We start from the raw sequence: 19,406 nt of genomic DNA, 5'->3' as shown, positions 1-19,406 counted from the left end.
CGGCCTATTTTTATAATAAAAAGCCCATTAATAATGGGCTTAAAATAATTTATATTACGACTTAAAAATCTGCAGTAAACGTAACCGCAGCAGTACGAGGCGCACCAATAAAGTAAGTAGTCCCATTACCTGTGCCACCTGCTAAGTAGCTTTTATCGGTTATGTTATAAACAACAAACGAGAGATCAATGGCTTTAAATGGCCCTGCGTCTACATCGGTTGAGTAACCGGCATTAAAGTCGAGTACCGTGTAGCCGTCTACTTTATTGCGTGCTCGCGTGCCTTCGTCTTTCCATGCACCTAAACGCTCACCTGTGTATTTAGCCGACAAACCAACACGAAAGCCGTCACTAAAGTAATCGGTAGATACAACCAATAAATCTTCCGATGTATCTATTAAGCTATCGCCTTTTTTAAAGCTTGGCGCTGCAGTATTGCCATCTTTATCTTGTAGTAATACGCCTTGTGAGTCATATGCATTTGGATCATCAGACGAATATTCAGAGCTGCTATTGGTATACGACGAATAAACACTCCAGCTTGGTGTGAGCATATAGCTTGCAGAGAGCTCTAACCCCTTAGAATCGATGCCCCCTACATTTATGTAGGAACCATTAGTGCCAATAGTGTAGTCAATTCCGCCTGAATCACTGCCAGGTGCAATAAAGGTAATACGGTTATCAAACTTAACGCTGTAGGCCGTTGCGCTTAGCGTTAATCTATCGACTTGGTAGCGTACACCAAAATCAATGTTTTTTGCTGTTTCTGGTTCTATTTCAGTCAGTGTTGAACTGTCGCGCTCCAGTACCCCGTCTTTAATTGCAGCAAAGTTTTCGCTGTAACTTGCAAATAGTTCGGTATCGTTATTTAACTGGTACAGCGCACCACCACTAAATAAAACATCAGAGTCGCTGTCTACTTTATCTGAGCTTTCGTTAGCAAAGTGGTCGTACTTTTGTAACTCAACTAAATACTGTTTAGCGCCAATATTTAAGGTTAAATCACCTAAGTTAATAGAGTCTTGGATGTACCATTTGAACGTATCTGTATCAAAGGTATTTTTGTACTGAGTCCAGTAAGGGGTGTTTTCAAAATGATGAAAAATACGCGCATCAATTACTTTGTGCCAATCACGCGACTCTTCTCGCTCACTTTGCTCATACCAAAAACCAGCCTCAATATCGTGATCACCAAACGTCGCTTGATAGTTAGCGGTTACGCCTAAACGATCTTTTTTGTAATGGGTATGGCGATAAGACATAACGGGCGTTGCTGTATCGTCGTAACATGCCGGATTTAAATCAGGCCCCGACACCCACGGCCAACTTAAACTTGCTGTACAGCCTGAGTTAGGTGCAAGTGGGTTACCCTCGCTATCAGCAAAACCATAAGAGCCAGCATTAGTACCGCCTTGTGTTGTTGGCTCGCCGTTTTCATCAACTGGGGTTGTTAAATATGGTGGGATCCAGTCACCACGCCCCGAGTTTTTATGATAATAAGGGCTGATCGTTAATAGTGATGTGGGCGAAATTGCATATTCAAACTTTAAATAACCTAAGGTATTTTCACGTAGCGTCCCCCAACCTTCAGCAAACATTTGATCAAAATGCGGAACCCCTGTCCAGTTCCACGTTAATTGATCCCAATTAGGTGTTTGCTCAAATTGTTCAATACTCACGCTGTTGTAGTTAGTTTCGCTTACATCGTCGTAAGATAAACGTCCGGTTAGGGTTAAATCGTTAAAATTAGATACAAACTTAAGCTCAGCATGTTGGTTGTCTTTACCGCCATTACTTCCCGAGCCAATCCAACGGCTGGTGTCGGTTTGCGAGTAGCTTACGTATGCTTGGGTATTATCAAAAACAGTGCCTGTTTCGTGCTTAATATAATAACGCGAGGCGTCGTGGCTGCCCGATGTATAGGCAAACGTAGTGCCTTTTTCGAGGCTGGGATCTTTACTTACAAAATTAAATGTACCGCCTAGCGCTTCCAGCGATGCTGATTTAATATCAGACGTACCTTGGCCTACTTCAACTGTAGCCAGGTTTTCGCTGTCTAGGTAACGGTTTGCTTTAGCGCCGCCACCGTAATTAGAGCCACCATTGGGTATGCCATCTACTGTCATCCCTAATTGCTGTTGGTTACCGTCAATACTAAAACCACGCATTGTAATTGTGGTAGACCAGTCGTCACCACCAAATGCATCACCTTCGTTTATGCTAATACCCGGTAAATTATCAATCACCGACAATATACTTGCTACCGAACTTTGTTGCTCAAGCATTGCAGGCTCAATAACGTTGTTAGCGTAGCTGGTAGGCTTAGCGACTACGGTTATTTCTTCTATAGTTTTGTCGTTTGCATAAACAGATGTTGATACAGCCATGGCTATAGCCATACTCAAAAGCGATTTGTTTTTTAAAGCGTACATTGTTGTCCCGTTTAGTTTTAATTATTAAAAATTAATTATTATGAAAACGGGAGCAGTATGAGTTTTAAATATGACAACGGGGATGAACTTTATTTACATAAATAATTAAACAAATATGGGAAATTTATGGCAGGAATATGTACAAAAAAAGACAACCCAAAAGTAAGCTTATGGGTTGTCTTAAAAATCGTTTTAAATAATTATAAAACTAATAGTTACACCAGCTCGCTAAGCATATCGGCATTGTATTCTACCAGCGGTTGATTATTACTAATTTTGCTTATGTAGTCTGGGTTTGCAATAAGTGGGCGACCAATGGCAATTAAGTCAAACTTAGCGTCGTTAATCGCCTCTTTTGCTGTTTCAAAACTATAGCTACCCACACCTACTAACGTACCTTTGTAGCCTGCGCGTAAAAATTCAGAGGTATTTTTGCCTTCAAGCGAGTCAAAACGCATGCTGTCGTCAAAAATTCCACCATGTAAGTAAGCAAGATCTTTTGTGTCTAATTCAGCTAACAAATAATCAAATACAGCTTTGTCGCGGCTATCCTCGGTCATATTAAAATAAGCACCCGGCGTTACACGAATAGCGGTACGTTCGTTTCCAACGACAGCAATAACTGCGTCGGTTACTTCAAGCGCAAAACGCGCCATGTTCTCAGGCGTTTGGCCGTATTCATCATTGCGCTCATTTGCTGCATAATGTAAAAACTGATCAATTAAATAACCGTTAGCACCGTGAATTTCTATGCCGTCGAAGCCTGCTTCTATTGCGTTTTCGGCTGCTTTTGCGTAATCGGCTACTAAGCTTTTAATATCATCTGTGGTTGCCGCTTTTGGCGTAATGTAAGTAAGCTCACGCATGCGCGGAACTGTCCCTTCTACACCAATTGCTGATGGCGCAAGTACATCGCCATCAAAAAAGTGTGGGGGAGCAACACGGCCAACATGCCAAAGCTGGGCAAATATTTTGCCCCCATTGGTATGTACTGCGTCGGTTACTTTTTTCCAGCCCTGAATTTGCTCACTAGTAAATAAACCCGGCGTATTAGGATAGCCTTGCGCGTCTGGGCGAATAATTGTCGCTTCGCTAATAATTAACCCTGTATCTGCACGGCGCGCGTAGTAGTCAACCATAGCTTGAGTTGGCACTAGGTTATCATCAGCCATACTGCGCGTTAACGGCGCCATTAATATGCGGTTTTTAAGCTCAATTGTGCTGTTTAATTTATACGGGGCAAGTAAATCAATCGACATTGTGGATCCTTTGTGTGGGAATGGCTAAGCACTAAATGCTCAACCTAAATAGCAAGTATGGTGTGTAAATGCGGCCATTTGGTAAACATTCAAGGGTATTTTTGAATGAACGCTCAAATTAATAATAAAACTTATACTTACAGAGCCGTAAATTAGATCTATATAGGGTAAATTAAATAATAACTTTTCACCACACTGTCATATAACTCGATATACTTACACTTAATACCAAGCCATAAACTTAGAGTAAGCAAATTATGACAACAGCAAATAACACAGAACAACACGACGTAATTTTAGGCCTTGGTGCCAAAAAACGACTCGCTTTTATGTTTGAAACCACACAGCAATTTAAACAAGTATGGATTTTAAACGATGACGATGGCTGCGTTATGCTCACCAACGAAGATGACGACTGCGTACCCGTATGGCCAACTCGCGAATTTGCACAAGCATGGGCCACTGGCGAATGGGAAGGTTGTACGCCTAAAGCTATTCCCACACAAGATTGGATAAACCGCTGGACACCCGGCTTAGAAGACGACGACTTACTTATTGCCGTTTTTCCAACCGAAGACGACGACGGCACTATACTGTTTCCGGATGAGTTTGATACACAATTAAAAATGCCAAAGAAAAAGTATTAAGCACTTTCCCTCAAAACAGTAAAGCCATGCTCACAATAATGGTTTTACTGTTTTATACAGCCCCTTTGCAATTGCGGCCCTTATTAAATCCTCGCTTTATATTACTAAGCTATAAATTTCCGTCCAATTAAATCGCCCGCTAAATAGCATAATATTGTAACTATTAATGACCAACACGCCCTAAATATTAAAATAAAATATACATTTTAAATAATTATTAACTATATTTTTAAATACAATAAATTATGGTTTTTTTAATCGCTAACTTTTAGCCAAATAACGTCGGCAAACCGATTTAAAGCAATAGGAAAATGGTTTTTCAGGCGTATAATCCACACACTTTTATACCCTAGGGTCAAATTATGTTTACACTCCGTCTCATTACTATTTTAAGCGCTATCTTAGCGCTATTTGCTTGCTCTGAGCCAGTACCTGAACCAGCTAAACAAACAACCGCTAAAACCACTGCTGTTGAAAAAGCAACCAGCCAAAATGCAACTAGCATTACTACAAAAGCAACGGCCGAACCACAATCAGATATACAAAAAGCGCTAAGCAATGCGCCAGTAATTACTAACCTATCAGCAAGCCACCCAAACACCTTACCAACGCCAAATATTAACGATTTAGACAATAGCCCTGAATCTGATTTAATTCGTTACGGGCGTTTATTAGTTATCGATACCTACCGCCAATTACCCGAAAACGTTAATAACAAACTAAACTGTAGTTCTTGCCACCTAAACGAAGGCCGCGTAGCTAACGCAGCTCCTTATGTAGGTATGAACGTGGTTTATCCTAAGTTTCGTAGCCGTAATGCTAAAATAAACACTATTGAAGATCGTATTAATGGCTGTTTTCAACGCTCAATGAACGGCCAACCATTAATAACCGACTCTACACAAATGCAAGCTATGGTCAGCTACATGAACTTTTTATCGCAAGATATAAAAACGAAAGATGACTTAAAAAGTAATAATGGTTTTATAGCAATTAATAAAGACCTAGAGCCAAACACAGAAAATGGTAAAACATTGTATGCACAGCACTGTGCAAGCTGCCATCAAATGGACGCCAAAGGTTTATACCCTAGTGGCACTTATATGTTCCCAGCAGTAGCAGGCGATAACTCATTTAACGACGGTGCAGGTATGGCACGTACTTATACCGCCGCTGCATTTATAAAAGGCAACATGCCACTTGGCCAAGAAGGTATTTTAACTGACCAAGAAGCCGTTGATATTGCATTTTACTTTAGCCACCTAGCACGCCCAGCATTTGCCGCTAAAGCAAACGACTGGCCTGAAGGCGGCGCACCAAAAGACGTACGCCGTTAATAGTATTAACCACGGTTAAATAATAAAACCAAAAAGCCAGTTGGATTAACCCACTGGCTTTTAATAACATATATAATTTTATTGCAGGCACAAAAAAGGACGTCATAAGACGTCCTGATATTGAATAATGGTGGGGGAGAGGGATTCACCTAAACACCGTAAGCAACTGATTTAAAATGATAAAAATGGAAAACCATAAGAACCTGCAATACTAATAGGAATACTATAAAAAAAACTCCTAAATATCAGAAAGAAACGTGGTGTTCAATCTACTCGCCCCATGTATCCAATAGCCTAGTTATTTTATCATCAATCATTGATAACTTATCGTTTATTACCTTGTTCTCCGAGTTATCGTCGCTATACGATCTCTTTTTTAAAACATATGCATCCTTCACCGTTGTATCGTTAGAGATCAGTTTAGGATTTGTTCTAGCGTAATTTATTAGCTTTTCAATGTATTTAGATTGAGATATTTTATCTGCATTACTTAAAACCTTAAGTTTATCTCGTGCTGACTTAGACACTTCTAACTGAAGTTTACACACTTTATTAGATGCATTCTTTAAGCCTCTTTCATAGCTTTTCCAAGCTTTATGCAGCCTTTGCACCTCGACTTTTTGAGTATCCTTATTAGAACTGCACCCTTTAACTTCATATCTAATGAAGCCATTTAATGAAGCATTTTCAGATTTAAAATATTCAGCATAGTTTGAAAATCGATATGCTAGCCAGTTGCGCAAATCTTCATTATCTTCCTTGACCCACTTCAAAATATTCTTGCTATCAATCCAATCTGTCATTAGTTCTTCCCTGTGCTTTAATGTTTGTTGCTGTTATCAAAAACAATAATCCAACACTAATCTATAAGCAACTACTTTGCAGTCAGAAACTAAACCCCTTCTTATTAAGAGGTGCAATTAGACACCAGCTAAAATCCAAGTTAGATATTTATCAATGCTCACATCAAAATTCCAGTTAACTCCCTTAGACGCTAAGTTAAAATCTCAGTTAGCTACTCAATTAGATTTTTTAAATAAACTAAAACTCTAAACAACCTCTAATTGAGATTAAATTATATCCCCATATTTTAATGACAAAAAAACACCCTGTTTTACTGTTATTAAATAGATAAACTGGCTACTATATCTACAAAAATTATAGCGCACGGTAATTAAATGAATAAGTTTTTCACTTCAACAGCTAGCCTATCAGCATATTCAAAATGGGTTTTAATTTGTTTAATTGTGGATAAAACTATTGGAGATGAATTATCTAAAACTGACTTCATTAAACGAGAATGTCCATACAATAAATTCAATAAAGTTGTAGATGAACTACTAAATATCGATGCCATTTCAGAGCATAAAGTTCAACAGTCTAATCGGGGAAGGCCTAAGATCTATTATAATTTTATCTACGATACACCCAATGAAATTAGTAAATTAATATCTAGCGAAATACTTGCAAAAATAGAGGGTAAAGATTTAAGAGTGCCTATAAAAATACTATGGTGCTTCTTCGTGTTAAACCAAAATGAATTTGGCTACATAGAAGGCTTTACAATGGCAAATATAGCTACAGCATGTGGGTTAGAATCTACTCAGCTAAAAACGGCTATAAAGCTACTTAAAAATGAAAACTTAATAAGCCAGTCAGTAACAGGATGTACGATAAAAAAATATCACAGTGTAAAGCCAAAAGTAAGAAAAGGCTTAGTAGGTAGTGAAGCTAATAATTTAAAACGTAGTTCAACATTTAAACTAAACAATAAAGAAACATATGCAATTTATTTAATAACATTACCCTCAAACAGGAAAAGAAAATTGAATTCATTCACAACCATATTCTTTTCATTACTAATGGAAAAACATCTCAAAAACGATTCAATTTTTGTAGAGTTACTTCATTTCGACAATTCATGGTTAGATAGTGATACCAAACAAAATGATGAAATTCAATTTTTAAGGCAACAGCCAACTCAAGTTTTTGATTACTTCGACGATGTGTTGTTTAAGCTAGTTTCTTACGGCTTATCACGCTTACTTACTAGGAAGGAGTATGAACTTAATCCTATTTCAGAAGAAGATGCATTCAATCAGATTTTAAGTCCTGCAAGCTTTGAGTTCATGACAGCTATTCAGGGGCGTTTAACCTCTGAGCTAATAGGAAGTTTCGCGAACATACTCATTCATTATATTTTATTTACCTTCTATCTAAATAGATATGATGTGAACCTTCCTATTCCCCCTAGTAAACAAGAGTACTTTTCATGGGTAACTAGCTTGACTTGTCCAAATAAAAACATTGATATAGAGCTCATAAGAACCCCTACCAAAGTTAAGTTTCCAGGTGTTTTTTCAATAGAAAATTTAGTTATTTCTTCTACTATCGATTTTACCGATAAAGTCAAAATCACCAATATGAACGTAGATTTTAGAGACCCTAAATCGGCTTTAGAGTCTGGTCAACACCCCGTTTTTCAATGCGTCCCGGAATCCTTTGCGCACTTTTATAAGACAGTCATAACTTCAGAGCAATTATGAATACGCTAGACAACACATCAGCAATGCGTTAATGGAATTAGCCATCACAAACTAAGCTGCTTTTATTAGTGTAAATTTCGGTTTGGTAATATATATTAGAGTTACTAGTAACTGAGTCATTATTACAACAAATACAAATTAAAAAACTACAACTCATACACCTGATATGAACTAATACTTATCAGGATAAAGAGAATGAAAAACCCAACACAGTACCAAATAATTGAAGATTCTTCATATAATGAGTACGGCGTACTAGCAAGAGAAGAACAGCCGTTAATTAGGCCATACTTAGATGCTATTCAAAAAGTAATGGATAACGCTATCACAGAACATAAAAGAACCTTTGCAGTAAGAATTGACTTAAGGTTACCTGATTATTCAAATACAGTTGATTTAAATAGCAATGATGTTTGTACTCGTTTTATTGCATCACTTACAGCACAGATTAAAGCTGATGCGATACGTAAAAAGCGCGAAGGTAAAAACCCACACCCTTCTAGTGTTCGTTTTATTTGGGCAAGAGAGAAAAACACTGCACATAAACAGCATTATCATTGGGTACTACTTTTCAATAAGGATAGGTATCACTGCACAGGTAAGATTGACATCGGTAATGACAATTTATTTACTAGAATTACAGCTGCATGGGCTAGTGCTTTAAGTTTACCTTTTAATGAAGCGCTACGGCTTGTGCATTTACCAAAAAATGCGCACTACTACCTTGACGCTAACAATACAAATTTTACAGCGGATTACAGCAGTCTTTATAGACGAGCTAGTTATTTAGCAAAGCTTAATACGAAACAATATGGTTTAGGGCAGCGTTGTTTTGGTTATAGTCAGAGGTGACATTCTAATTAAGACCTGTGCTTCTCATAATTAGTTCTAACGCGCTATTGAGACCTTCAACTAGCTAAATAAGCCTACGCCCTTAGTATATAAGGGCTGGCAAGTTCCCAAAATAGCATTACGAGAAGCGCTATTTACGCTACAAAAGCAAAAAAAGAACGCACTGCATAAATGCGTTCTTTGTTTACTTCTAATCAAATAAACTCGCTACTCCAGCCAACAAGCCACTAGCAAGAGCTAATGGCACCGTAACAGGTGCAGATGCCACACCTAACCCAACTACTATCGCACCAGATACAGCAGCTCCTGCTACAGCACCAGAGCTTACAGCAATAGCCGTTCGTCCGAGTGACGGCTCACTACTACCGGTTATCTGTTTAGATACTTCATTTCCTACTACACCGCATGTAACGGCTTTTTCTAACGACATAACAAACTTACTCCTATTATATGTAATAAATTTATAGCTCTAACTCTTCAAAGTCTTTATCGATTTCCTCCTGGGTTATTCCAATGTAACGCAGTGTCGTTGCTTCCGAGCTATGGCGGAGCATTTTCATTACACGGGCGATGTCTTGGGTTTTATGATAGAGGTGGTAACCTCGTGTTTTACGCATTGAGTGAGTACCTAACTTTAAATTAAGCTCTTCACCCACCAGCGCAAATGCTCTGGTAACAGCCCTGCGTGATAAGGGCCGTGGTCTTGAACTTTTAGCTTGTTGATTACGATACGATTGAAATAAGTAAACATGGTTGGGGTGAGTGACACGTACTTCATGGATAAACGCTAATGCTTTCTGATTTAACTTAATCTCTGCTAGCTTGCCTGTTTTACTCTCAAATATAATTAACCTATCGTTTTGTATATCCGTAAATTTAACAGACAATAAATCAGATATACGCAATGCTAGGTTCAATCCTATATTCCAAATATGGCTCATTTGCTTAGAGCAACGTTTTTCGAGCAAGTAACTAATTAACTTAACTGTATCAAGGTCCTTAATCGCTTGTACTTCAGCCATAGCCAACTCCTTACTCTGTTGTAATAGTTACCTGGTAGCAACCTGTGTTGTAATACTCAACAAAGTTAGTCACAAACAAGGCTAAAAGCTCCTTGCCTTCTCGTTCACTCAACCAGCCCACCAGCATGTGATATACACGTTTAATCACAAAGCAAACATCAATCTCCTTTACTAATTCAGAATCCGGTCGGCCCTGGTATGAAAAATCAGTAATATATACAAGCATCCAACCAATACCCCGCTTTTCTAGCCTGACCTCGACTGGATGAAATCCACCAGCTTTAGCACTGTAGTCTTTATCACGAAAATTAATAGTTAACTCACTAGCATTCCCTATCGACTCATCTTGTTTAGTGATGGCATTTACAATCACATCAATAAATGACTCAGGTACATTCAAACCTGCTACTTGTTCTATTTTAATAGCCATAACCTACTCCCTTTAAATTAAGCCATGTTCAGCAAATGAATAACTGGTTTCACCAATGATGATGTGATCAACTATCGAAACATCAATAAGGTTAAGTGCTTGCTGTAATTTGGTAGTAATAAGCTTGTCAGCTTGTGAGGGCGTGCTCACACCCGAAGGATGGTTATGCGCCAGTATTACAGATGCAGCATTACGTTCTAATACTTCTTTAACGACTTCTCGAGGATAAACACTCGCTGCGTTAATAGTGCCCCTAAATAACTCTTTGTATTCGAGTATGCGATTTTGGCTATCTAAAAACAGCACTGCAAATACCTCATGCTCAATCAAAGCCAGCTTATGCCTTAAAAACTCTTCACTGTCTTTAGGGCATGTTAAAGCCCCATGCCTAAATTGCTTCTGAGCGATTATGTAAGCCGCAGCTTCAAGTATTTGTTCATCACTTACAGGATGATCAAATTCGTATAGTGACTTTTTACTTTGCATTGTTAAGTCCTCTTAATGGTTTATGCAAAGTAGTGATGTATATGTTTAACGCTTTTGTTTCGTTTCAGTAAAAAATAACTACCCCCGGAAAGGATATGTACTACTAACCTAACCGGAGAAATCCCATGCGTTTAATCAAATTAAAAGAAGTTTTACATATCACAGGCTTAAGCCGTTCAACTGTTTATCGCTTTATGAGCGCTGGTGGATTTCCAATGAAGGTCGATCTTGGTGGTAACTCTGTGGCCTGGGTAGAAAGTGAAGTTGAAGAATGGATAAGTGAAAAAATTGGGAAAAGGGACACTATAAATACAGCAGCTTAAAATGCTACCCCATAGCGGGGTAGCTTTAATAAAGCCTACTGGCTTAATTCATAGCAAAGTCTAAAGCCGGTTTTTACTCCTTTATATTTGCCAGTACAATCTCGTGGTCCAGATGCTCTCAATACATGATCATCACCATAAAAGGAGGTTAAACTTGCTGAGCGAATACTTACGCCTTCCAATAACCATTCTGCGAAAAAGTTTGAGTCTATAAATTCCAACCCACTTTTTTCAAAATTAGTTAAATCTTCAGGAAACCGTAATGTTAATGCATCAAAGTCACTTTGACTCATATAAGGCGGATGATTTGGGTATTGCTTACCGTTAGGTGTATAAAAGGTCATATAGCCACCGCTTTTAAAGCTGGCATTTGTCCCTAAGTCGTTATCCCTAACAGCTAAGTACTCGTCGTATGCTAGTAATCTTAGTGGTACGTTTGTTTCTTTTTCTGCCCAGCTAATATAAGCCAGCACATCATAAAAAGTACATGTAGCCGCTAAATCTTTATCACACTCACTATTTAACGGGGGTAACGAGTCGCCTTTTCTGGTAGCAAAATACTCATGATTTTTATGTAAAAAATCATTCAGTTCATCTATGGATATAAGCTCTGAAACCATTAGCTCTTTCTCGGCTAGCTTAATCTTTTTAAAGCCATGTAAGCGCTTATTCGAGCTGCGGCTTTCAGTAATATAATCACCAGAGGTTTCATAATAATTTTGTAATATTACATGTTGCCCTGGGTAGTTCTGAGTTAAACCACCATTCGAGTAATAATGTTGCTCAGCTAAGTGACTGTCTAATTCACGATTACCTTTATAGTTAAAGTACTCCCAACGCTTAAATCGATAGTCTTCAATAAAGCTTGGTATATCAGCTCGCTTTAGGTAATCACCGTAAATTTGATGTGTAAAAACCTTATCTCTTTGGTTTTTTATGACAAAGTCAAAATTACCGTTATCGTCAGAGAGGAATATAAGGTTCTCGTTATAAGGAATTACATTTACCCATCCCTTATTTGACTGTTGAAACCTTTGATTTAATGTCTTTTGTAAAAATTGCGCTGATTTTATATATACGTCAGATTCATCTGGGGAGGTGTTTTTTTCGTAATAAACCTCAACTTCAGAGCCAAGACTTGGGTCGTAGAGTTCTGTGAGGTTGTTACCAAGTAAATTATAGCAACCACCAATCTCAAACATATTACTAATAATTATAAGATCTAAAATGCTTACCATCACTTCTTCGTATTCAGCGGTTTGAGTAGAAGCTTCATTTAAGTTATTAGAAGCAAAGTCAAAAATAGAGGGAAGATTTCCTGTTCGCCTTTTTGTAAGTGGGATTTTTGTATTAAGGTCTAATGATAATAACTCCTTAAAGCGCTCTTCATTAAAATCTACAAAATAGTGTTCTTTCATAGCCTCGATATATTTATCAAGTTCAAAGCTATCATCACAAAAGAGCTTAATATGCAGCTTTTGTATAAAAATATTCTCTAAATATTTATCCTTTGCAAATACTTCAGAAAGATCATGCATATCCCAAGCTAGAACGCCTGAAAAATCGAAGTCGTACCCAGTAAATAACTTACTCGGCATCTGCTCTTTTGAATAAAACAGTCTCTCTGATACTTGCTGGTGGGTAAATTGCGTGTAGCCTAATTGCATTCCACGGTATTTATGCTCAAGTAAATTAACTCGTTTATGCAGGTTATGCTTTACCATAAATGGTTTAAGCTTTTCTTCAAACTCTTTTTCGTAGTTAGCGAACCCGCCTTTAATACCTAGATTTTTAGCTAATATATTAAGCTTTGTGGTATGAGGGATTTTTTCTCTGTCTCTAATAGTTTTTTTAGCTGAGTGTTTTAAGTTCTCTGGCGTTAAACCAGCAATTGGCACTATATGAAATTTTTCTAAAGGGATGTATGTAGTTGGAACTGTAGTATTGTTTTTCATTCTATAACCTTAAAAAATAGTTAAAGCCCCGTTGTATATTTTAAACGGCGTACTTCTGGCTACTAAGTCCAAGAATGAAGTGTATATCGTAGGTGTGATGTAAAACGATTTGAGTGCTTTGTTTTGTAAGAAGTACATTACAAACCGCAGGTAAGCCTCTGCCCTTGAAACGCAATCTATTATGAAAGTATTTATTAGTCAATGAATTTTTTAAGAAATCATTGACTAATAAAAGTGATGTCAATTCTTTAGCGTACTTTACTAACAGTAACTTAGAGTCAAAACTTGGCTTAAACCCCTTTATGATGTCTTTAGCTTAACGATATTTCTTTGAAATTAAAATACTATTATTGTTAAATCGATTCCCTAGATTGGTTTGAGTCACATAACCCCTAAAGCCCTAAATTTTTCCATTTGAGTATTAGCCCACAGATCATCGCCACTAACTTTACGATATACCTTTAAATAAGCTACGGCCTTTTGCGGCTGCCTTATTTGCTCATAAGCTAGCGCTAACCGTTTTAAAATTGATGGCTTTCGTGGATATTGTTTATTTAAATTAGTAAGCAATTCGATAGCTTCGTCATACCTAGATTGCAAACCGCACACAGAGGCCTTTTTTAATAACATCTCTGGCTTGTTTAATTCACCTCTAGCTTCAATATCTTCAATCACTTTATTGGCATTTAACACATCTTTGTTTTTCAAATAGGTATTGACTGATAACTCTCTAAATTCAGTACCTAAGTAGTCATTTAAAGATATGCACTCTGAGTTATTGCTTAATACGTCAACTATTTCAAAGTACCTACCACCTCGATATAGCGCTCTTACTTGTGCTAAAAGCGCATGATAATCCTTACTTGAATCAAACTCAGCTCTTGCTACTTGTGCTGCTTCAACATATTTTTCATCTTCAATTAATTTAAAAGCATATGATGACCAATCACCTTGTTCTGAACTATGAGCAGACAATGCAATCGTAGGTTCAAAATTAGCCTGAGCAATACGTACAACCTTTAGATCAGCTAACATATCATCAATGTTTTCCCACCTATCAGCTGAGTTAACACTTAAGGCTTTGAAAATAAAATCTTCAAGTTTTCTAGATACGGTCTTGTTAAGTTCACTAGGTTTTGGATAAGGTAAGTTTCTATAAACAGCACTTGGCGTATCATGAGGCGGCCTACCTGTAACTAGTTGGTACATAAGCACACCCAAACTGTACATATCACCTCTAATTAATTCCAGAAAACTACCTTTTCTTTCTGAACAATCAGCAAATTCAGGTGCCGAGTAAAGCACTGTACCGCCATTTTGTCTGCTACGGGCATATATCTCTTCTGGCAAAGCAGAACTACCAAAGTCAGTCAACTTAACCTGATCACCACTAATTAAAATATTGTGAGGCTTGAGGTCGCCATGTGATACTGGTTTTTCTAACTCAGATAAGTGTTTAACGCCTAAAAGAATTTGCTCATAAATTTGAAATATTTGTTTGTAGGTTTTGGCAAAACCGCTTTCGCGATCTTCCAGCAACTGGGCAAGGCTTCTGCTAGGAAAATATTCCATTTCAATACCATACCATTCTCTCTCTGGCGGTATTCTTCCCATCCAATATATTTGTACAACATTTGGGTGAGGTTGTGCATTTAATAAGTCATGACCTTCACGTAAGCTGCTATCAGAAGCAGAACAATCCTTAGGTATTTTAACGGCAACAATTTCATTGTCTTCTAATCGCTGTGCACTCCATACCCAACCATGGGTGCCATCACCTAATTGCTCGATTAATAAATAGCGATCACCTAGTTTCATATCACTACTAGGCATAAAATAATGTTTTGATTTCGCCACTTTACCCTCTCTTAATTACATCGACTAACCGATGCGTACCTTGCTTGTCACTTTGAAATACAAAGTTTAATACCAGCAACTGTCTAGTATCACAGCCTTCAACAAATTCGCCGTTTGATAATTTAAAACCTTGCTCAAATATTGTTTTCAAGTTTTTATTATCAGGTAATGTTTTTAAGCCATTGGTCCAGTAAGCAAGAACCACAAATTCAGGTTGTAACTGCCAACGCCTGTGGGCTAGCAATAAATTCTTAACTTTATCTATTAACTTTTTTTGATCTGAATTTGTACCTGAGTAGCGTTCAAACTCTACAACCAAATTAGGTTTTTGTGTTTGTTTATCAAACCAAACAGCATCTGAGCGAACATCATGATTACTTGTTATGGCATAAGTTAAAGGAGCTGGAACTTCTACAACACCGGAAAAGCCAAGGTGATGCCCCAGCTCCATCCAATAACTACAACCTAAGCTGTGAATAAGCGTATCATCATCTTTTATTCCCCAATCACTCATCATTGGAAATGCGTGTTTAACGAATTCGCTATTTTCAATTGTCTTTAATACTTTTTCTTGAAGTGAGTTATTCACTAAAAGTACCCCAAACATTTAATACTTCAGGCGACTCGCCACCATGTACTAAGGCTTTAGAACCAACTTTAACTAATAATGGTGCAGGTATGGAGCGACCACAAATCAAGGCTTCACCAGTTGATAGACTAGGTAGCTCTTCTAAGTCGGCTTTACTTACCATATCTGATGCTTTAGTAATAAACCGTTGATCGTCAGGGTTCTTAAGGCGCATTGTGATCAACGTATTACATTGCGATGTTACATCGGCATCGAGCTTTGATGGTCGTTGACTAACAATGCCAAAACCAACACCAAATTTACGCCCCTCACCGGCAATTTTTTTAATGATCCTGTGGCTAACTGCTTTACCACCAGCTGGAGCAAAGTTATGCCCTTCTTCATAAACTAAGAAGCTTGGACGTGTTTTATCTGTTTTGCTTGAGGCTGCTCTTAATATTTCACTTGAAAGCAAACCACAAATAACTTGCTTAGCGGTATCACTTAAACCTTGTAAATCAATGACAACTAAACGACCTTTTTTATCACTCGGGCGACCAATCATTTCATAGATATCAGTTGGCCCACTTAAGTCAGATGAATAGAAACTTTGTGCTTCATTTAAAACGCGAGATAGCTTCATTGAAGCAACAGCAGCAGAACGACCATTTAATGCTTGTGCTTCAGCACTACTTAAATCATCCCACTTCTTAACTTCTTCAATACCATCACCTAAGAAGAATCTCAGTTTATTTATATCCCTAGGTTCAACAGTTTCCACTGTACGCCAATAACGAATTGCTACATCTAATACTCGTTGTTGTGGCTCTGTTAACCCAGGTAATATTTCTGAAATATCATCCATTTCAAACTTATCAAACTGAAGAGCTAATACCTTGTTTTTATTTGCATACTTTTGACGGAAGTTATCCATTTGCGGTGTATATATTTGAATACCAGCATTTGAAGCTTGTAGCTTTTCCATCATGTGCTTAATTTCTGGTAAAGATTTTTTATCGCGTTCATCTTCAGTATCAAAATGATCGCCAAATTGTAAGTTACCGCCTTGTAGCGCTCTGCCATATTCACCATGGGGATCAAATACAACAACAGTGCCATTATTTAACGCAACCAAACGTTCAATTATTCGGCCTACAGTGTAAGATTTACCAGAGCCAGTCATCGCTAGAATAGCCATATGCTCAGTAACTAGTTTATTTACATCTAAATAGACTGGAACTGTATTTTCACCATGCTCATAACCAACCAAATTACCAATATGTAAGCTGTTTTGCTCATTAAATTCATAGAAGTCACTTAAGAATTGATAATCAACAGTCTCAACTTTTGAACCTGGATCAAGTGGCCTACGTGGTATTTTAATTTGGTTAGTTGTTGCATCTTTATAACCTACTAAATCAATAGTCGCGTACACATGCTCACCAGTAATTTCAGCACCAGGCAATAACTCAAGCTCAGATACAGAGTTACCAAAACCAGAGTTAAACAACATATTTGTTCGTTGAATCGAAACAATACGGCCAAGTACATGAGTTACAGGCTCATCCTGACGCTCTTGATGTCGAATCCTAACAAACTCACCTCTTCTTCCTGAAAACGAACTGTTTAATACCATGTGTAAATTGTGCGGCTCGCCGGTATTACCTACTAATGTCCCTAAAACTTGGTGCTTCATTATAATTCTCCATCTAAATCTGATAACCAAACATCTTCAACTTCTCTTGATTTTAGTGCTGACTGAATATTTGATTTATAAAACTTCACAAACTGGTCTAATTGTTTCAATTCTTGTTGGGCCAACTGTATTGGCAGCGGGTAAGCCCTTTGTCCACCAACAGCCATTAAACACATTAATTGACCACACAAAACATCTAATGCCTGTGAATCCCAGTCTGGCTCATCACCTGCTAATTGAACTAGGCGAATACCGGTACTATTACCACCTTTAAAATGAAAACCAACTAAACCATTTTCGGCTGCCTGTTTAGGCTCCATACGGTCTTGATTCTCTGCAATTCTAAAAGCTGCTGTTCGAGTAAAACTACTTAAAATACCATTTATAAAGCGCTGTTCACCAATACTTGAGAGGCCTTTTAAGTGAGACAAAATATTACCCGCTGCTTGTTGGTCTATATCTTCACTGGCAAGTAATTGAGAAAGTCCATCAGGGGTTCTTAAATCTTGTTTAGCAATGTATAAAATCGCGCCAAATTTTTCAGAAGCAATACCAGCTAATATAGGTCCTTCTTTGTTCCAAGGATAAAGATTTTCTTTATGGGTTAACCAAAACTGATCAATTACAGCTAAGGTATCATCATAAGTTTTACGATATTCGGTATGCTCGGGTGCATCCTTTAAGGGAGCCATATCGCGGCCAAGAAACAACGGACAATCGAGCAATATTAAATCAACAGGTTCACCATTGAGTAATCGTTGCTCAGCAAGTTGGTAGGCTTGTTTTATTTGAATTAGAGCTAATCGCTTTGACTGGTTTACAAAATCAATATCATCAAGTTCTGTAGTACTATTTTGCCCTGATGTCGCCACAGCATTATCTTTTATCGTCAGTTCAAGGCTCACCGCAGCACTCGCGTATAAAAAGCCACCTAACGTTTTTTGTGTAGCGCTACGGGTCGCAATACCTGCAACTTTAATATTTAGCGGGTTAGGCCGTTCAATCGGTTTAACTAAACCTGCTGAGACAAATAAAGGCGCTAACTGCTCTAAATCCCTTATTTGCTGTAAAAGGCGACCAACAGTGCCTGGCATATGCAACTGAGTTTGCACTGCTAATGTTTGTGCCAAACTACGATTAGTTGTACCTAAACTACTCATGGAGCCATCCTTTTTAATTCATCAGCATAAAGCTTATACGGGCTTGCCATTAAGGTATCCTCACCTGACTGGCTTAAACTCCCGTCTGTAAATAATTGGTGCGTTTCAATATCAGTTAACGCATTAATTAAACTTTCATCATTAACATTAAATAAAGCTAGCCGCTTCACTCTCTCTATCAACTGTGTGCCTAACTCAAAGCTTTTACCATAAGCACAACAAAGCAATACATGATGCGCATCTTGTAAAATTAGTTGTTCCTTTTCACTAGTTGAATCCTGTTCGCTTACTTTAGCAATGCCAGCAAAATTAAATAATGCTTCAAACCAACCTTTCACTGCTTCAATTTCATCCAAACAAGTTAAAGACCAAAGCGGTAAAGACGTAACAGCAAACTGGCCTGACGTAGCATGCTGTTTAAAGAACAAGGTATTCAAAGAGCCATTCTGCCAACTATGACCTAATGAACGCTCAAACTGACAAGTTATAGCCTCAAAAACATATTTAACTTCGTCACATAAACTAGCAGCTAAACCTTCACCTACTAAACTTTCACTTTGTAGTTGTACCTGCCAATCTAAATTGGCTGAAACCAAGCCATCGTTAAATGGTGGGATCAACAGCAACTGACGACCCGGTAACGCTAACCATTCTCTAAATCCACCTTGTTGTTCACTTGTCAGTTTCTGCCAATTTTGGCCAAACATCAGTAATGATCCACAATCAGGAAGCGCTTCAATATCAGCTAGTACCTCTACCGGCAAAATATCAGCGATGACACTGCCACGGCGATGAGTTGCTAATTTTCCAACTAAATAGGTATTAATAGTCAAACCG

Annotated in this window: 18 protein-coding genes; 5 read left to right on the top strand and 13 right to left on the bottom strand. The window is 37.9% G+C overall.

The genetic code is table 11. The features are described 5' to 3' along the window. Positions 1-61 precede the first annotated feature (61 nt). The gene (locus H5079_RS02655; RefSeq protein ID WP_182683366.1) at positions 62-2,431 is read right to left on the bottom strand and encodes a TonB-dependent receptor domain-containing protein; all 2,370 of its coding nucleotides are present in this window, start codon (positions 2,429-2,431) and stop codon (positions 62-64) included. Between the two features lie 215 nt (positions 2,432-2,646). After that, a complete protein-coding gene (locus tag H5079_RS02650; protein WP_182683365.1) occupies positions 2,647-3,690 on the bottom strand; it encodes an alkene reductase in 1,044 nt (347 codons plus the stop codon). A gap of 257 nt (positions 3,691-3,947) precedes the next feature. On the opposite strand from H5079_RS02650, the gene H5079_RS02645 reads away from it, so the two are divergent. Continuing rightward, entirely contained in the window at positions 3,948-4,337 is a 390-nt protein-coding gene (locus H5079_RS02645; RefSeq protein ID WP_011328538.1) for a DUF2750 domain-containing protein, read from the top strand. A gap of 362 nt (positions 4,338-4,699) precedes the next feature. Further along, a complete protein-coding gene (locus H5079_RS02640) occupies positions 4,700-5,674 on the top strand; it encodes a c-type cytochrome (RefSeq protein WP_220488929.1) in 975 nt (324 codons plus the stop codon). Positions 5,675-5,943: 269 nt separating this feature from the next. Here the strand turns inward: H5079_RS02640 and H5079_RS02635 are convergent, their stop codons facing one another. Then, entirely contained in the window at positions 5,944-6,477 is a 534-nt protein-coding gene (locus tag H5079_RS02635) for a hypothetical protein (RefSeq protein WP_089368468.1), read from the bottom strand. Positions 6,478-6,852: 375 nt separating this feature from the next. On the opposite strand from H5079_RS02635, the gene H5079_RS02630 reads away from it, so the two are divergent. Beyond that, complete coding sequence (locus H5079_RS02630) at positions 6,853-8,220, top strand: hypothetical protein (protein WP_182683364.1); 1,368 nt, start codon at positions 6,853-6,855, stop codon at positions 8,218-8,220. Positions 8,221-8,415: 195 nt separating this feature from the next. Further along, positions 8,416-9,072: an inovirus Gp2 family protein gene (locus H5079_RS02625; protein WP_182683363.1), complete on the top strand. Its 657-nt coding sequence runs from the start codon at positions 8,416-8,418 to the stop codon at positions 9,070-9,072. Between the two features lie 190 nt (positions 9,073-9,262). Here the strand turns inward: H5079_RS02625 and H5079_RS02620 are convergent, their stop codons facing one another. From H5079_RS02620 to radC, 4 genes are read right to left on the bottom strand one after another with little or no spacing between them, the layout of a single operon-like run. Continuing rightward, the gene (locus tag H5079_RS02620; protein WP_138488857.1) at positions 9,263-9,502 is read right to left on the bottom strand and encodes a hypothetical protein; all 240 of its coding nucleotides are present in this window, start codon (positions 9,500-9,502) and stop codon (positions 9,263-9,265) included. A 31-nt stretch (positions 9,503-9,533) separates the two neighbouring features. Then, on the bottom strand, positions 9,534-10,094 hold the full coding sequence (locus H5079_RS02615) for a tyrosine-type recombinase/integrase (protein WP_089368472.1): 561 nt from the start codon (positions 10,092-10,094) through the stop codon (positions 9,534-9,536). 10 nt (positions 10,095-10,104) lie between these two features. Next, complete coding sequence (locus H5079_RS02610) at positions 10,105-10,524, bottom strand: DUF2787 domain-containing protein (protein WP_182683362.1); 420 nt, start codon at positions 10,522-10,524, stop codon at positions 10,105-10,107. A 12-nt stretch (positions 10,525-10,536) separates the two neighbouring features. Next, positions 10,537-11,010: a DNA repair protein RadC gene (gene radC / locus H5079_RS02605; RefSeq protein WP_182683361.1), complete on the bottom strand. Its 474-nt coding sequence runs from the start codon at positions 11,008-11,010 to the stop codon at positions 10,537-10,539. A gap of 125 nt (positions 11,011-11,135) precedes the next feature. Here radC and H5079_RS02600 point away from each other — a divergent pair, with 125 nt between their 5' ends. Next, the gene (locus H5079_RS02600; RefSeq protein ID WP_182683360.1) at positions 11,136-11,333 is read left to right on the top strand and encodes an AlpA family transcriptional regulator; all 198 of its coding nucleotides are present in this window, start codon (positions 11,136-11,138) and stop codon (positions 11,331-11,333) included. Between the two features lie 35 nt (positions 11,334-11,368). On the opposite strand, the gene H5079_RS02595 is transcribed toward H5079_RS02600, so the two are convergent. The 6 genes from H5079_RS02595 to H5079_RS02570 form a co-directional block, all read right to left on the bottom strand. Further along, positions 11,369-13,288, bottom strand: a complete 1,920-nt coding sequence (locus H5079_RS02595) for a hypothetical protein (protein ID WP_182683359.1) — start codon at positions 13,286-13,288, stop codon at positions 11,369-11,371. A gap of 381 nt (positions 13,289-13,669) precedes the next feature. After that, positions 13,670-15,145, bottom strand: coding sequence for a protein kinase domain-containing protein (locus tag H5079_RS02590; protein ID WP_220488928.1), 1,476 nt, complete (start codon positions 15,143-15,145; stop codon positions 13,670-13,672). A 1-nt stretch (position 15,146) separates the two neighbouring features. Then, entirely contained in the window at positions 15,147-15,734 is a 588-nt protein-coding gene (locus H5079_RS02585; protein WP_220488927.1) for a hypothetical protein, read from the bottom strand. Continuing rightward, positions 15,727-17,409, bottom strand: a complete 1,683-nt coding sequence (locus H5079_RS02580; protein ID WP_182683357.1) for an ATP-binding protein — start codon at positions 17,407-17,409, stop codon at positions 15,727-15,729. Before H5079_RS02580 ends, H5079_RS02585 begins: the two co-directional genes overlap by 8 nt. After that, on the bottom strand, positions 17,409-18,569 hold the full coding sequence (locus H5079_RS02575; protein ID WP_055015695.1) for a hypothetical protein: 1,161 nt from the start codon (positions 18,567-18,569) through the stop codon (positions 17,409-17,411). Before H5079_RS02575 ends, H5079_RS02580 begins: the two co-directional genes overlap by 1 nt. Then, the gene (locus H5079_RS02570; protein WP_182683356.1) at positions 18,566-19,402 is read right to left on the bottom strand and encodes a hypothetical protein; all 837 of its coding nucleotides are present in this window, start codon (positions 19,400-19,402) and stop codon (positions 18,566-18,568) included. The genes H5079_RS02575 and H5079_RS02570 overlap by 4 nt, the downstream gene beginning before the upstream one ends. Positions 19,403-19,406: the final 4 nt, after the last annotated feature.

The organism is Pseudoalteromonas sp. SG44-5, from assembly GCF_014164175.1.
GTDB classification, from domain to species: domain Bacteria; phylum Pseudomonadota; class Gammaproteobacteria; order Enterobacterales; family Alteromonadaceae; genus Pseudoalteromonas; species Pseudoalteromonas nigrifaciens.
The sequence above is the reverse complement of the archived record's forward strand: the minus strand, read 5'-3'. Positions and strand labels throughout refer to the sequence as shown.